General features: G+C 72.9%; 14 protein-coding genes. 11 read left to right on the top strand and 3 right to left on the bottom strand.

Annotation, left to right across the window (positions count from 1 at the left end; genetic code table 11):
- The first annotated feature begins 32 nt into the window (after positions 1-32).
- Both NAG42_RS30560 and NAG42_RS30555 read left to right on the top strand, forming a co-directional pair.
- The gene (locus NAG42_RS30560) at positions 33-1106 is read left to right on the top strand and encodes a hypothetical protein (RefSeq protein ID WP_250035354.1); all 1074 of its coding nucleotides are present in this window, start codon (positions 33-35) and stop codon (positions 1104-1106) included.
- A 5-nt stretch (positions 1107-1111) separates the two neighbouring features.
- Positions 1112-1303, top strand: a complete 192-nt coding sequence (locus NAG42_RS30555; protein ID WP_250035353.1) for a DUF5703 family protein — start codon at positions 1112-1114, stop codon at positions 1301-1303.
- A gap of 43 nt (positions 1304-1346) precedes the next feature.
- On the opposite strand, the gene NAG42_RS30550 is transcribed toward NAG42_RS30555, so the two are convergent.
- Positions 1347-2033 (bottom strand): hypothetical protein, encoded by a 687-nt coding sequence (locus tag NAG42_RS30550; protein WP_250035352.1) that lies wholly within the window; start codon positions 2031-2033, stop codon positions 1347-1349.
- Positions 2034-2055: 22 nt separating this feature from the next.
- Positions 2056-3366: a M20/M25/M40 family metallo-hydrolase gene (locus tag NAG42_RS30545; RefSeq protein ID WP_250035351.1), complete on the bottom strand. Its 1311-nt coding sequence runs from the start codon at positions 3364-3366 to the stop codon at positions 2056-2058.
- Between the two features lie 67 nt (positions 3367-3433).
- On the opposite strand from NAG42_RS30545, the gene NAG42_RS30540 reads away from it, so the two are divergent.
- On the top strand, positions 3434-4021 hold the full coding sequence (locus tag NAG42_RS30540; RefSeq protein WP_308201210.1) for a hemerythrin domain-containing protein: 588 nt from the start codon (positions 3434-3436) through the stop codon (positions 4019-4021).
- 100 nt (positions 4022-4121) lie between these two features.
- On the top strand, positions 4122-5114 hold the full coding sequence (locus NAG42_RS30535; protein ID WP_250035350.1) for a LysR family transcriptional regulator: 993 nt from the start codon (positions 4122-4124) through the stop codon (positions 5112-5114).
- 57 nt (positions 5115-5171) lie between these two features.
- On the opposite strand, the gene NAG42_RS30530 is transcribed toward NAG42_RS30535, so the two are convergent.
- Positions 5172-7718 (bottom strand): ATP-dependent Clp protease ATP-binding subunit, encoded by a 2547-nt coding sequence (locus tag NAG42_RS30530; protein WP_250035348.1) that lies wholly within the window; start codon positions 7716-7718, stop codon positions 5172-5174.
- Between the two features lie 138 nt (positions 7719-7856).
- Between NAG42_RS30530 and NAG42_RS30525 the strand changes: the two genes are divergently transcribed.
- The 7 genes from NAG42_RS30525 (at position 7857) to NAG42_RS30495 (ending at position 14549) form a co-directional block, all read left to right on the top strand.
- The gene (locus NAG42_RS30525; protein WP_250035347.1) at positions 7857-8237 is read left to right on the top strand and encodes a hypothetical protein; all 381 of its coding nucleotides are present in this window, start codon (positions 7857-7859) and stop codon (positions 8235-8237) included.
- 9 nt (positions 8238-8246) lie between these two features.
- A complete protein-coding gene (locus NAG42_RS30520; RefSeq protein ID WP_250035346.1) occupies positions 8247-8429 on the top strand; it encodes a hypothetical protein in 183 nt (60 codons plus the stop codon).
- Positions 8430-8645: 216 nt separating this feature from the next.
- A complete protein-coding gene (locus NAG42_RS30515) occupies positions 8646-9785 on the top strand; it encodes an MFS transporter (RefSeq protein WP_250035345.1) in 1140 nt (379 codons plus the stop codon).
- A gap of 249 nt (positions 9786-10034) precedes the next feature.
- On the top strand, positions 10035-10295 hold the full coding sequence (locus NAG42_RS30510) for a hypothetical protein (protein WP_250035344.1): 261 nt from the start codon (positions 10035-10037) through the stop codon (positions 10293-10295).
- A gap of 4 nt (positions 10296-10299) precedes the next feature.
- Positions 10300-11187 (top strand): hypothetical protein, encoded by an 888-nt coding sequence (locus NAG42_RS30505; protein WP_250035343.1) that lies wholly within the window; start codon positions 10300-10302, stop codon positions 11185-11187.
- A 30-nt stretch (positions 11188-11217) separates the two neighbouring features.
- A complete protein-coding gene (locus NAG42_RS30500; protein WP_250035342.1) occupies positions 11218-13845 on the top strand; it encodes an FtsK/SpoIIIE domain-containing protein in 2628 nt (875 codons plus the stop codon).
- Positions 13842-14549 (top strand): hypothetical protein, encoded by a 708-nt coding sequence (locus tag NAG42_RS30495; RefSeq protein WP_250035341.1) that lies wholly within the window; start codon positions 13842-13844, stop codon positions 14547-14549. The genes NAG42_RS30500 and NAG42_RS30495 overlap by 4 nt, the downstream gene beginning before the upstream one ends.
- The last annotated feature ends 10 nt before the right edge of the window (positions 14550-14559 follow it).

Raw genomic sequence — 14559 nt, 5'->3', positions numbered from 1 at the left:
CTCCGGGCCGGGGAAACGGCGACGGTCGACATATGACGAACACGGCACAGAAAGTGGCGGCCGGCTGGGCCGCCGTCTACGGCACCCTCGCACTGGTCTGGACCGTCACCGGCCGCGGCTTCCCCTACGGTCCTCCCCGGATCAACATGGAGACCAGCCCGTTGCGGGCCCTCGACCCGTCGATCGGCGCGCCGGTGTTCGCCGTGGTCCTGCTGCTGACCGCGATCGCGCTGCTGGTCATGAGCGGCCGCCGGACGGCCCCACGCCCGCTGCGGGTGGCCCTTCTCTCGTACGTCGGTCTGGTCGCCGCCGCCCTGCTCGTCGTGCTGCCGGACACCCGGCTGCTGACCGTGGCCGGATACCTGCCGATGCTGATCATCGGCTTCCCGTTCGGCTGGCCGCCGGTCGACTACTCCACGGTCTTCACGTGGACGCTGGCCAACCAGGCGTTCGCCGTCGCCGGCGGGCTGCTGCTGGTCCGGGCCGCGCTGCGCTGGCACTTCGGCGCGACCGGCGCCTGCGAGGACTGCGGGCGCGACGACCGGGCCGAGAGCTGGACGTCCCGGCCGTCGGCCGCCCGGTGGGGCCGGTGGGCGGTGGGCGTCGCCGCGATCATCCCGGTCGGTTACGCCGTCGTCCGCCTGGCCTGGGCGGCCGGCATCCCGCTGGGCATCTCCGCCGGCTTCCTCCGGGAGATGCAGGAGACGGGCATCGTCTGGGCCGGCGCCGGGCTCGGGGCGTTCGCCGTGGGTGGCGCGGTCCTCACCCTGGGCCTGGTGCAGCGGTGGGGCGAAGTCTTCCCGCGCTGGATGCCCGGCGTGGCCGGGCGGCGGGTGCCGATCAAGCTGGCGACCGTGCCCGCGACCCTGGTGACGATCTTTGTGATGTCGGCCTCGGTGGCCTTCTACGCCGAGCCCGGCCTCTGGGCCGAGGTCGCCGCCGACGGCCTGGCCGTGGCACCCATTCTGGCCTGGCCGTTCTGGAGCCTGGCGCTCGGCGCGGCGACCCTCGCCTATCACCTCAGGCGGCGTCCGGCCTGCGCGAACTGCGGCCGCGGACACCCGGCGACGGGACTGGTGTCCAGGCCGGAGGCGGAGGCATATTAGATCGCATGGACTACGAATACGCGCCGCTGCGGTTGCCCTCGAATGTCGATCGGTTGACCGCCGCGGCGCAGCTCGCCATCCAGGCGGAGTTCTCGGGGTGGGAGCTGGCCCGCGTCCAGCTCTTCCGGGACGGCACCCGCAAGGTGATGCTCCGCCGCCGTGTGCAGCCCAGCCCGCAGCCCGGGCTGAGCACCTGAGGGCCCGTCCTTTCGGACGGGCCCTCAGTGGTCACACCTGAATCTAGTGCTGGTGGTTGTGGCCGGCGTGATCGTGGTCGTGCTCGTCCTCGTCGGGCAGGAACGGGTGCTCGTCGAGACGGCCGACCAGCAGATCACCCTGCTTCGGGGCGAACGGGCCGTCGCCGTCGGAGTCCTCGAACTCGTCGAGATCGAGCGGCTCGGAGATCTCGCTGACGGTGAGCAGGCCGTCGAGCGGCTCGAGCTCGGGCACGTCGAGCGACGACAGCGACCCGTCCCCGGCCTGCAGCAACTCGAGCACGGCCTCGCCGACCGACTCGACCGGGCCGGCGTCCTCGTCCTCGGGCACCGCGGTGCGGCGGGCGTCCTCGGCCCGGCGCAGCAGGGCCGACACGCTGGGCACGCGGTAGTCGCGGCGCTGGCGCACCGACAGCACCTGCGGGTAGGGGTCGGCCCCGTCGGCCGCCTCGAGACCGGCCACCCCCAGGCCGAAGCGCTGATCGGCCTCGTTCGGGTCGATCGACTCGACATCCCACGGTGTGACTTCGCCGTACGCGTCGAGCAGCTTCTCGTCGTACGCGAAAGAGGCGTTGTTGAGGTCGACATAGGCCTGCCAGACGCCGTCGTCGTCAACACGGCCCTCGGCCGCCTTGACCGCCGCGAGATGCGCCCGGGAGGCCTCGATCACCCGCTCGAGGGCGACGTCGAGCTCCGCGTTCTGGTCGGTCATCGGTATGGATCCTTCCAACAGGTCAGCTGTTCCGGAGCAGACGGTCGAGCACACGCACGCCGAACTTTAGCCCGTCGACCGGGACCCGCTCGTCGATGCCGTGGAACAACGAGGCGAAGTTCAGGTCGGCGGGAAGCCGCAACGGGGCGAACCCGAAGCAACGGATGCCCAATGTCGAGAACGCCTTCGCGTCCGTGCCGCCCGACATCAGGTACGGCACAGTACGCGCACCCCGGTCCTCGGCCCGCAGCGCCGCACCCATCGCGTCGACCAGCGCGCCGTCGAACGAGGTCTCCACGGCGGGCTGCTGGTGCACGTGCTCGACCTCGATGTCGGGCCCGATCAGCTCGCGCATCGCGGCCAGGAACGAGTCGGCCTCGCCGGGCAGCGTGCGGCAGTCGATGGTGGCCGACGCCCGGCCCGGGATGACGTTGTCCTTGTAGCCGGCCTCGAGGCGGGTCGGGTTGGCCGTGTTGCGGATGGTGGCGCCGATCAGGTTGGCGATCGGCCCCAGCTTGGCGATCGCCAGCTCGGGCTCGGCCGGGTCGATGTCGATCTGCAAAGCGTCGCCGACCTGCTCGAGGAACGCCCGCACGGTCGGCGTGACCACGGTCGGGAAGCGGTGGTGGCCGACCCGGGCGACGGCCTCGGCCAGGTTGGTGACGGCGTTGTCGTCGTGGATGAACGAGCCGTGCCCGGGGCGGCCGGTGGCGTGCAGGCGCAGCCAGTCGAGACCCTTCTCGGCCGTCTGGACCAGATAGAGGCGCAGGTCGTCGTTCACCGTGTAGGAGTACCCGCCGACCTCGCCGATCGCCTCGGTGCACCCGTCGAACAGGTCGCGGTGGTTCTCGACCAGCCACTGCGAGCCGTACTGCATGCCGGCTTCCTCGTCGGCGGTGTAGGCCAGCACGATGTCGCGCGGCGGCACGTAACCCGTCCGGGTCCAGTCGCGGACCACGGCGAGCATCATCGCGTCGAAGTCCTTCATGTCGATCGCGCCGCGGCCCCAGAGGTAGCCGTCCTTCTCCTCACCCGAGAACGGGCCGACCGACCACTCGCTCGCGTCGGCCGGCACGACGTCGAGGTGGCCGTGCACGAGCAGCGCGCCCCGGCTGCGGTCGGCACCGGGGATGCGGGCGACCAGATTGGCCCGGGTGGGCGCCGACTCGTGCAGTTCGACGTCGATACCCACCTCACCGAGCTTCTCCGCGACATACTCGGCGGCGACGCGCTCACCGACCGTGGTCCGCGGGTCACCGGTATTGGTGGTGTCGATGCGCAGCAGGTCACGGCAGATGCCCACGACCTCGTCGGCGGCGGCGATGGTCTCCATCGCCCCTTCTTACCAGCACACTGTTGCCGGTGTTTCGCCGGAACGGGTGGAAGGGTATTGCCGCGCCGTGTCTTCCTTGAATCTTCCCCCGCTGCCGCCGGTCGGCGGCGAGACCACCGGCCGCAACGTGGTCGACGTGATCACCGGAGAGCACCGCGAGCTGCTCGGGCTGTGCGACCGCCTGAGCGCCGAGCCGGAGGACAAGCGCCTGGCCGACGTGCTGATCGCCGCGCTCTCACGCCACTTGAGCGCCGAGGAGCAGTACCTCTACCCCGCCGTGCGGCGCACCGTGCCCGGCGGTGAGGAGCTGGCCGACCGGGAGCTGGCCGAGGACCGCCAGCTGTTGATCACTTTGCAACGATTGCAGAAGCAGCTCGTCCCGGAGCGGGTGCGGGAGGTCGCCGCGGCCGTCCGCCGGCACGTCGACGCCGATGCCGAGGAGCTGCTGCCCGTCCTCGTGCAGATGGTGCCGATCGAGGACCTGATCCGGGTCGGCAACCGGTTCGAGACGGCCGAGGAGGCGGCGCCGACCCGTCCGCACCCAGGTACACCGTCGAGCCCGCCGTGGAACAAGGTGGTCGACCCGGCCGTCGCGGTCGTGGACAAACTGCGCGATGCCGTCACCCGGCGCCCCACGTATGTCAAGGATTTGTAGGGAAAACACCGGATTCGTTAACCCATTTGTCACAAGTGGAGGATCTTTCGCCGGTCGATAGGGCTAGCCTTCGATGTCTTCTTGGTCCTACCGTCACGTTATGAACCTGGAGCTGCGGCATCTCAAGGTGGTCTGCGCCATCGCGGAGACCGGCAGCGTCACCAAGGCGGCATCGCAGCTGGGGCTGGCCCAGCCGGCCCTGACCGCGCAGCTGCAGCGCATCGAACGCACTCTGGGCGGCCCGTTGTTCGAGCGGGACCGTCGCGGCGCCCGGCCCACCGCCCTCGGCGAGCTGGTGCTCGCCCGGGCCCGGGTGCTGCTGCCGGCCATGAAGGGCCTGCAGGACGAGGCGGCCCGGATGGCCGGCGCGACCGGGCAGGACGAGATGAGCCGCTACCGCATCGGGGCGCTGGGCGGCCCGATCATCGGCGGCATGGTGTCCCGGCTCTCCCAGGCCCGGCCCGAGGCCCAGATCACCACCCACGCGTCCTACTACACCGACGAGCTGGCCAACATGGTGCTGGCCGGCAAGCTCGACTACGCGCAGGTCGGGGTGTGCGGCGACGCGTTCCCGTCGGCCGACTACGGCCTGGTCTGGCAGACCATCGCCATCGACGGCATCTGCGCGCTGATGCCCGAGGACCATCCGGGGGCCAAGGAGGTCGACGTCGACCTGGCCGAGTTGGCCTCCGAGACGTGGGTGGCGGCCACCGGCGACGGCTGTTTCGGCGACTGCTTCGCGGCGGCCTGCGCCCGGGCCGGCTTCACGCCGCGGCGCATGTTCGAGAGCGACGTCCGCGGGTGCATCGACATGGTCGAGTCGGGCCTGGCGCTCGCGCTCTGCCAGGGCACGTTCCGGCCCCCGGCCGGCTTGACCTCGCGGCCGCTGCGGGGTGCCCCGCTGCGCTGGCGGCTGGTGCTGGGCTGGCATCCCGACTCGCTGGCCGCGCTCAACTCGCCGACGCTGATGGAGATGGCGCAGGAGGCCTACCAGGAGGTCGTCGAGCGGAACCCCGACTTCGTCGACTGGATGACCGCCCACCCGCACCTCGGCGTGGTCGGGCGCGGGCTGGCCGTGGTCAACGAGGCATAGCGAAGGGGCCCGGCACAACATCGGCCGGGCCCCTGCTCAATTCCGTACGGGTCCTGATCAGACCTTGGCCGGCGAGTTGACCTCGAAGGTCAGCTTGCCGTCGACCGCGTCGACCCGCACCGTCTGCCCGGGCGCCAGGTCGGCGCTGAGCAGCATGGTCGACAGCCGGTTGTCCAGCTCCCGCTGGATCACCCGGCGCAGCGGGCGAGCGCCGAACTCGGGCTGGAAGCCCTTCTCGGCCAGCCAGTCGACCGCCGCCGTGGTGATCTCCAGGGAGACGTCCTGGTTGTGCAGCCGGCGCCGGGTCTCCTCCAGCATCAGCTCGGTGATCTGGCGGACCTGCTCCTGCTCGAGCTGCCGGAAGACGATGATCTCGTCGATCCGGTTGATGAACTCGGGCCGCAGCTGCTCCTTGAGCCGCCGGTCCAGCCGCTCCCGCAGCTCCTCGTCGGGCGAGGCGCCACCGGCGGCCCCGAAACCGACGCTGCGGCGGGTGCCGTTGATCAGGTCGGAGCCGATGTTGCTGGTCATGATCAGCACGGTGTTCTTGAAGCTCACCGTGCGACCCTGGCTGTCGGTCAGCCGTCCGTCGTCCAGCACCTGCAGCAGGATGTTGAACACGTCCGGGTGGGCCTTCTCGATCTCGTCGAGCAGGACCACGCTGTACGGGCGGCGCCGGACCGCCTCGGTCAGCTGCCCCGCCTCGTCGTAACCGACGTAGCCGGGAGGCGCCCCGACCAGCCGCGACACGGTGTGCCGCTCTTGGAACTCGCTCATGTCGAGCCGGATCATCCGGTCCGAGTCGCCGAACAGCGCCTCGGCCAGCGAACGGGCCAGCTCGGTCTTGCCGACACCGGTCGGGCCGAGGAACAGGAAGCTGCCCACCGGCCGGTCCGGGTCGCCCAGCCCGGCCCGCGAACGGCGCACCGACTCGGCGACGGCCTCGACCGCGTCGTCCTGGCCGACCACCCGCTCGTGCAGGTGCGCCTCGAGACGCAGCAGACGCTCACGCTCCTCCTCGGTCAGCTGGGCGACCGGGATGCCGGTGGCCCGGCTGACCACCTCGGCGATGTCCGCCTCGGTGACGTGGGGGACACTCTCGGAGCCGGTGACTCCCTGCTCGATCTGCGTCTTGAGCTGGTTGATCTCGTCGCGCAGGGCGGACGCCTTCTCGTAGTTCTCGGCCGCCACCGCCTGGTCGCGGTCGCGGGAGAGCTCCTCGAGCCGGCGCTCACGCTCACGCACCCCGGCGTCCGGCGTCTTGACCCGCAGCCGCACCCGGGCGCCGGCCTGGTCGATCAGGTCGATCGCCTTGTCGGGCAGGAAGCGGTCGGTGATGTAGCGGTCGGACAGCTCGGCCGCGGCGTCGAGCGCCTCGTCGGTGATCCGCACCTGGTGGTGCGCCTCGTAGTTGTCGCGCAGGCCGCGCAGGATCTGCACGGTGTCCTCGACCGAGGGCTCGCCGACCAGCACCGGCTGGAAGCGCCGGGCCAGCGCCGCGTCCTTCTCGATGTACTTGCGGTACTCGTCGAGTGTGGTCGCGCCGACCACCCGGAGCTGGCCCCGGGCCAGGGCGGGCTTGAGCATGTTGCTGGCGTCCATGCCACCGCCGTCGCCCCCGCCGCCACCGGCGCCGACCAGGGTGTGGATCTCGTCGAGGAAGACGACCAGGCCGTCACCCTCGTTCTGGATCTCGTCGATGACCTTGCGCAGGCGCTCCTCGAAGTCGCCCCGGTAGCGGGTGCCCGCGACCAGACCGGCCAGGTCGAGCTGGATGACCCGCTTGTTCTCCAGGGTCAGCGGCACGTCGCCGTCCACGATGCGCTGGGCCAGGCCCTCGACGATCGCGGTCTTGCCGACGCCGGCCTCGCCGATCAGCACCGGGTTGTTCTTGGTGCGCCGGGAGAGGATCTCGACGGCCTGCTCGATCTCGTCGGCCCGGCCGATCACCGGGTCGATCTCGCCGCGCCGGGCGAGCTCGGTCAGGTCGACGCCGTACTGCTCCAGGGTCGGGGTGTTCGAGTTGCCGGCGCCGCCACGGCCACCGGGACCACCCCGGCCCGGGCCGGGCTGCGGCTCACCGGGCTGCTGCGGCTGCAGGGCCTGCGGGTCGAGTTTGCCGGCCAGCAGACGGCCGGCGGCGGAGTCGGGGTTGAGGCCGAGCGCCATCAGGATGTGCTCGGGCCCGACGTAGGAGGAGCCCAGCGCCCGCGAGATCTGCAGGCTGTCGAGCAGCGCGCGCTTCGCGGCGGGGGTCAAAGCCACCTGGGCCGGCAGGTCCTCGCGGACCCCGGCCGGACGACCGAGGGCGGAGAGCAGCGACTCGGGGTCGGCGCCCGCCCGGCGCACGGTCTGCTTCATCGGCTCCTGCTGGAGGACCGCCCACAGCAGGTGGTCGGTGTCCAGGTCGGCGACCGGACGATCCGGGTCGGCGAGCTCGGCCGCTCGGCGGGCGGCGGCGGAGAGCACCTCACGCGCGTCACCGCTCATGTACTTCGTGATGTCGATGCGCGCCGAGCGGCGCGGGTCCGCCGCACCGAAGAAGCGCGCGAAGAAGTCGTCCCACTGGCCGGGACCAGTCGGTCCGATCGGTCCGATGCTCATCCGTCTTCTCTTCTCTTCAATGTCTGGTCTTCGTCCGTGGTGAGTCGGGTACCCACCTCGCACGACCCCTATCAGCGCTGTGGGCCAGCCCTCCATTCCCCGTTCCGGGGAAAAGTTGACTCGGGTAGGCTCAACTTCATGACCGTACCCCTGGTGATCGTCGACGGGGCCAACGTCGTCGGTTCCGTGCCCGACGGGTGGTGGCGCGATCGCGCCGCGGCCGCCGGGCGCCTGCGTGACGCATTGGCCCCGGTCATCACCGCCGGCCTGCCCGACCTGCCCGGCCCGGTCGAGGTCGCCCTGGTCGTGGAGGGTAAGGCCAAGGACGTCGAGCCGTCCGGCAACGGTGTCTCCATAGTGCGGGCGGACGGGTCGGGAGATGACGCGATCGCCGATCTGGCCCGCGCGCAGACCCCGGAGCGGCGGGTCGTGGTGATCACCGCCGACCGCGGGCTGCGCGACCGGGTCACCGTTTCCGGGGCCGAGGTGCGGGGTCCCACCAGCGTTCCCCGGCGCTAGGATGTGACTGTGATCGCACGCTCCGTGGCCCGCGTCTGGGCTCCCTCCGCGAGCTGGATCACGCCCGCGTTGCCGCTCTACGGTGACGATCATGAGCGCCGCGACTTCGCGCCCGCTCGTTCACTCCGCGATCTGCCGCTCTGGGCGCCTCCGCCGCTCTGGCCCCCGTGGGTTCCCGCCCGCGCCGCCTGAGCGCCCGTTCCGCCCTCCCCGGCCGGCCCTGTGCCGGCGGCCCGGCCCTCCGGCCCGGCCCCCCGCGGCTCCCGGCCATCCCGTCCTCGGCGGGTGGCCTCCCCGACCGTCGGCGATGACCAGCCGGTCGACCCTCGCTCACCTCCGGAGTGAACCCTCATGTCCGCCACCTCAGCGGAGCGCGCCGGCGCGCGTGCTGTTCTCCGTCAGCCCTCCGTGCCCCTCGTCCTCACCGCCAGCCAGATCGGCCGCCTGCCGTTGGGCGCGTCACCGCTGGCGTTGCTGCTCTTCGCCCGCGAGTCGGTCAGCCTGGTCGTGGCCGGGGCCCTCGTCGCCGTCTTCACCGCCGGGATGGCGATCGGCGCGCCCGTGCTGGCCCGGGCGGTCGACCGCCGGCGGCAGCCACCGGTGCTCTACGGCTCGGCGGCCCTCTCGGCGGTCGGTTACGTGATCGTCTCGCTCGCCCCCGGGCGGCCGCTGGTGATCGGGCTCGGTGCCGCGCTGGCCGGGCTGGGCACCCCGCCGCTCGAGGCGTGCCTGCGCGCCCTGTGGCCGGCCCTGGTGCCACCGGACACCGTGCACGCCGCGTACGCCCTGGACATCGCCCTCCAGGAGGTCATCTTCGTGGGCGGGCCGCTGGTCACCCTGGCCGCCGTGGCCGTGGGCGGACCGGCGGCGGGGCTCTATGCGGCCGCGGTGTTCCAGCTGGTGGGGGTCGTCGCGTTCGTGAGCGCTCCGGCCGTACGGGAATGGCGCGGGACCCGCGTGCACCGGCACTGGCTGGGGCCGCTGCGCGCACGGCGGCTGTCCGTCATGGTCGTCGGCGTGGTCTTCGCCGGCGCCGCCGTCGGCAGCATCCCGGTGGTGCTGACCGGCTATGCCGAGGCGGCCGGCGACCGCTCGCTGACCGGCTGGCTGCTGGCCGCCCAGGCCGGCGGCGCGTTGGTCGGCGGGCTGCTCTACACGCGGGCCACCCCCGGCGGGCCGCGCCGGCTGCCGATCCTGGCCGCCTTGTTCGCCGCCGGTTACCTGCCGCTGCTGCTGGCTCCCGGCACCGCGGCGATGACCGCCCTGCTGATCCTGAGCGGCGTCATGCTGCCCCCGTTGCTGACCGCCGTCTTCGTCAACGCCGACCGGCTGGCCCCGCCCGGCACGGCGGTCGAGGCCTTCGCCTGGATCATGACCGCGTTCAGCGTCGGCAGCGCTCTGGGCGCGGCGGCCGCCGGTCCGCTCACCCACGCCGGGATCCGGACCGGCTTCCTGCTCGCCCCGCTCGTGGCCCTGCTGGCCATCGCCGCCATGGCGGCCACCGTCCACACGAGCCGATCCGCGCCGGCAGCACCCTCGCAGGAGTGAAAAGATCGCTCGTGAGCTGGGCTGACGGTTCCGCTGGGCCGGGCTGGGCAGTAACTCTCAGGATTCATTCCTGTTCAGTCAGCGGTCGCCTCCGGCACTCCCGGGGCGGCGATGATCGGTACGGGTATGACCCTTTCCAATAGGGACGATCGGGTGGTTCGCACGAGGGGCGGCCCGAGCAGCCGGGAAAGGGCGTGGCAGTAGTCTGGCGTGAAGAGTCGGGTTCCACTTAGCAGGAGGCACAACGCGGTGGCGAGTGTCGCTGAGGTCAAAGCGGCTGTGGACGCTGCACTGCAACAGGTCACCGAGGGCCAGCAGGCCATCCAGGCCGCCCGGGAGAAGCTCGGCGAGGCGCAGCAGAGCCTGGCCGCGGCACTCGACGGCAGCGGCAACGACGCGGTCAGCACCGCGCATGCCTCGCTGTCGCAGGCCGATCAGTCGCTGGAGGACTGCTTGAGCGCGACACTGCAGGCCATCGACCAGGCACAGACCTACACGGCGCAGCTCTGACGAGATGTCGCTGATCCAGGACCTCGGCGCCCAGCTCCGCGCGATCTCCGACGAGCTGCCCACCGGGCAGGTCACCATCGCGCTCGAGAAACTGCGCAGCGCGACCGAGCTGCTGATGTGGGTGCGCGAGACGTCGGTCGACCCGGTCGGTGTGCCCCAGCTGGGCAACGCCACCGAGCACGCCGAGCGAGCCGCCGCCGCGTTGCGCCTCGCGCAGGACTCCATCGCCCAGTATCTGGCGAGCATCGGCCTCACCGGCGACGCGTCGGCCCCGCCCGACCGCGACTGGAAGGCCGGGCTCGAGCAGACCGGCGAGGCCCAGCCGACGGAGGCCGAGGCCGCTCCCGACGCCGAGCAGCTGGGCCCGTGGTGGCAGAAACGGGTCACCCAGCTGACCGGCGAGCCGGCCCCCGAGCAGACCGACCCCGGCAACAAGCCGGACACGGCCGAGCTGCTGCGCCGGGTCGCCTCCGGGGTCCGGGCCGGCGACCGGGCCCGCCTCGGCCGCGAGCTGCACGGGGTGAACGCCTCGACCGGGCTCGCCCTGTCGGCGGTCAGCTCGCCGGTGCTCACCCGGCTGGCCGGTGACCTGCTCGGTCATCAGCCCCGGCCGGAGGACGTGCCCCGGCTGCGCTCGGCCGCCCAGGGCCGGGTCAAGTCGTTGCTGCCGGGCACCTCCCCGGCCGTCCTGGAGACGTTGATCGCCCGGATCTGCCGCGTCCCCACCCAGGGCGCCCCGGACACCCAGCCGGCGCACCCGGCCGACAACGCGGTCACCGCGGGCGTGCTGACCGGCGTGCTGCTGGCCCGCCTGGGCCGCGACGCCGGGACGCTCGACCCGTCCGCGCCCGACCCGGTGCGTCGTCCCGAAGAGGCCGCCGAGCAGCGATGAGGTCCCACATCACAACGGAACGCGTGAACCATGGCTGAGTCGACCGCGCAGCAGGTGATGGGCATCCGGGCCGGGCTGTCGCACGCGCTCGGGGCGGCGTCGACCGCGCTCGAGGCGGCACGGGCCGGCTACTCCCGGGCCGTCGACCGCCGCCGCCGGGTGACCGAGGCCGCCGAGGCCCGCCGGCACAAGGTGGCGGCGGCCCGTGACACCCGGCTGGCCGAGATCGAGCAGCAGCACAAGACCGACCTGGCCGCGTACGCCGAGGCCGCCGCGGCCGCCGCCGACCGGGCCGCCCCGGACGCGGCCGGCGACCCGTGGGACGACTGGCAGGCGACCCCGCTCGACCGGGCGGCCGAGCTGCGCATCGGGCGGCTCCTGCTGCCCCACCCGGAGGACGTGCCCGCGCTGGTGCCGCTGCTCGACCGCGGTCACGTGGTGGTGCGTGGCGACCGGGCGATCGGCGACGACGTGGTTGCCGGGCTGCTGCTGCGGGCGCTGGGCACGGCCCCGCCGGGCGGCGTGCAGATCATCGGGTACGACCCGGATCACCTGGGCGGCGGGCTGGCCCGCTTCGCGCCGCTGGCACCGGCCGGCGTGCTCACCTTCGTCGGGCCCGGCGGGCTGGGCGCGCTGCTCGACGACCTGACCGCTCAGGTCCGCCGGATCAACGAGACGGTGCTGGCCGGGGAGTACACATCGCTGCGCGAGCTCAACGCGGCCACCCACCGCCGGCCCGAGCCGTGGCGGATCGCCGTGCTGCTCGGCGCGGGCGAGGTCAGCCGGGCCGAGCAGGCCCAGCTGCAGCGGCTGTTGCGCACCGGCGCGGCCTGCGGCGTGCACCTGGTGATCCAGGGACTGCCGGTCCAGGCGGCCGACGGCATCGAGTTCATCATGGCGGCGCCCGGCGACCATGCCCGGATGAGCAGTGCGGGCGCTCTCCCCGTACGGCTGGACGGGGGTCCGCCGCAGGCGGTCGTGGCCGCGACCTGCCGCCGGATCGCCGAGGCCGTCGCCGCCGGGCCGGCCCCGGTGGCCCTCGACAGCCTGCTGCCCCAGGTCGAGTGGCAGGAGAGCTCGGCAACCGGGCTGACCGCACCGCTCGGGGACAGCCCGCTGGGGGTGCCGGTGCCGGTGACGCTGTCCGACTACCCGCCGCACGCGCTGATCGCCGGGCCGTCGGGCACCGGCAAGACCAACCTGATCTATGCCTGGATGGGGTCGCTGGCCGCCCGCTACTCCCCCGACGAGCTGGCGTTCTACCTGCTCGACTTCAAGGAGGGCGTGTCGTTCGCCCGGTTCGCCCCGGGCCGGCGCGACCAGACCTGGCTGCCGCACGTGCGGCTGGTCGGCGTCAACGTCAACACCGACCGCGAGTTCGGCCTGGCCCTGCTGCGGTTCCTCGGCGACGAGCTGCGGCGGCGGGCCGACGCGGCCAAGCAGCACGAGGTCACCAATCTGGCCGAGCTGCGGGCCGAGGACCCGGAGGGCTCGTGGCCGCGGATCGTCGCGGTCATCGACGAGTTCCAGGTGCTGCTCTCCGGCCGCGACGCGGTCGAGAAGGAAGCCGTCGGCCTGCTCGAGGACCTGGCCCGGCGCGGCCGCTCGCAGGGCATCCACCTGATCCTGGCCAGCCAGGACGTCTCCGGCATCGAGGCGCTGTGGGGGCGGCCGGCCCTGGTCGCGCAGTTCTCGCTGCGGATCGCGCTGCCCCGGGCCCGGCGGGTGCTGGCCGAGCAGAACACGGCGGCCGAGTCGTTGCCGCGCTATCACGCGGTGGTCAACGCCGACTCGGGCGCGGTCGAGGCCAACCGGGTCGTCCGGGTGCCGGCGGCGGGCGACCGCGAGCGGTGGAACGCGCTGCAGCACCGGCTGTGGCGACGCCGGCCGGACGACCCGCCGCGCCTGTTCGACGGTGACGTGGTGCCGCGGCTGGCCGACAGCCCCGACTTCCGGCGGCTCACGCCGGCCGAGCAGACGCCGGCGCCGGTCGTGCTGCTCGGCGAGACGATCGACGTGGCCGCCCGCTCGGCCCGGACCGTGCTGCGCCGCGCCCCCGGCCGCAACCTGGCCGTGCTCGGCACCCGCACCGACGAGGCCTGCTCGGTGCTCGCCACCGCCGCGTTGTCGCTGGCCGCGCAGTTCCCGCCGGACGGCGCCCGCTACTCGATCCTGTGCCTCGACTCCGACGCGCGGCCGGCCGCGGCCGCGCTCTGTGCCGAGCTGCCCGAGTGCGGCTGGTACGAGCACGACAACGCCGACTGGGTGCTCGAGGACGCCGCGGCCGAGTCCGAGGCGTCGTGGCCCGCCGACCGGCCGCACTTCCTGCTGATCTATGCGGCCGACGCGCTGCCGGGCGGCAAGGCCGCGGCCGATCAGCTGCGCACGATCCTGCGGCAGGGACCCGAGCGGCGCATCCACGTGCTGGGCTGGTGGCGGGGCGCGGCCCTGCTGCGCGAGGCGCTGGGCGGGCCGGCGTCGCGCACCGACCCGATCGGCGCCTGGGTCGCGCTCGACGTGCACGGCAGTGAGCTGTCCCCGTTCTATCCGGGCACCAGCACCCCGGCCTGGTATCCGCGTCCCTGGCGGGCGCTGCACTTCGACCGCTCGGTGCATCGTGGCGCCGAGGTGATCATTCCGTACGGGGCGGGGTCATGACTCAGAGCGGCGGCCTTCAGCCGGCGGACTTCGCGACGGCGGACTACCGCAGCGTGCTGCGCCGCCTGACCACGTTGGACGACGAGGCGGCCACGCTGCGCGCCGAGGCGCTGCGCTGGCACGACGAGCGCCTGGCGGCCGCCGAGGAGGCGGTGCGGAGCGCATCGGCGGCCGTCGAGGACGCGAAACGCGAGGTGGTGGCCGCCCAGCGCACGATCGAGGAGGTGGACGCGCGCGCGGCCGGTCTGTGGTCGGAGTACGTCCACAAGGTGGGCCCGGTGGCGGAACGCTACGGCCGCATGGTGCCCCCGGCCGTGATCCCCCAGCAGCGCAACAACCGGGACGCCACCGACTACCTCGACGAGGTGGCCACCAAGGTGAAATACACCGCCCCGGCCCGCCCGATCACCGGCGGCGTCAAGATCCTGTTCGCCGTCTTCGGCTTCCTGGGCGGGATAGCGGGCGCCTTCGGAAACCAATTGCTGCGCCAGACCGGCGACGGCGCCGCCGACGGCACCTGGAAGGACGCCCTGCCCGTGGTCGCCCTGCTGGTGCTGCTGGCCTGCCCGATCCTGGCCGTCGTCGGGGCCAAGCGGGTCGCCGACCGCCGGGGCGCCGGCCTGGACGCCACAACGGTGGCCACCGTCATGATCACCGGCCTGGTCACCGCCGGCCTGCTGGTGGCCGCCCTGCGGACGACCTGACCTCCCGCCG

The organism is Paractinoplanes maris (genome assembly GCF_023544465.1).
Taxonomy (GTDB): Bacteria; Actinomycetota; Actinomycetes; order Mycobacteriales; family Micromonosporaceae; genus Actinoplanes; species Actinoplanes maris.
The sequence above is the reverse complement of the archived record's forward strand: the minus strand, read 5'-3'. Positions and strand labels throughout refer to the sequence as shown.